1 pseudogene is annotated in these 590 nt (G+C 35.3%); it reads left to right on the forward strand.

Annotated elements, in window-relative coordinates:
* Positions 1-590, forward strand: a pseudogene (locus A5N85_RS15955) (IS630 family transposase); the annotation flags it as partial.

A 590-nucleotide genomic window follows, 5' to 3' on the forward strand; every position in this document is an offset into this window, starting at 1 on the left:
CAGAACAAACACAATGATGCCTATTTATTTGAAATAGCAGAACACTTTGCCTGTACACCACAAGGCATATTTTATGCACTAAAATCAATCGGTATGACACTTAAAAAAAGACCACGACCTACAAAGAACAAGACCCAATCAAAGTAGAAAACGATCTAACCAAGCTTGCAACCTTCAATGACCATCAAAGGGTTTATATTGATGAAACGGGTATAGATACCTACTTACATCGACCCTTTGCAAGGTTATCCAAAGAGAAAACTGTTAAAAGCACCATTAGTGGCAAAAAATATAAACGAATATCCGTTGTTGCAGGTCAAATTGGCAATAAACTCATTGCCCCAATGACTTACGAAAATACCATGACAAGTGCCTTTTTTGAAAAATGGTTTGAAGAACACTTATTACCATCATTGAGTGTTAAATCAGTGATTATTATGGATAATGCTCAATTTCATCGAATGAAGGTTCTAAAAGCGTTAGCCGAAAAATTTGGTCACGTTGTTTTGCCTTTATCACCTTATTCGCCAGAGTTAAATCTAATCGAAAAGCAGTGGGGCAATCTTAAAAGTATTTACGTAAAGTTTTAT

This window comes from Suttonella ornithocola (assembly GCF_001889065.1).
GTDB classification, from domain to species: Bacteria; Pseudomonadota; Gammaproteobacteria; order Cardiobacteriales; family Cardiobacteriaceae; genus Suttonella_A; species Suttonella_A ornithocola.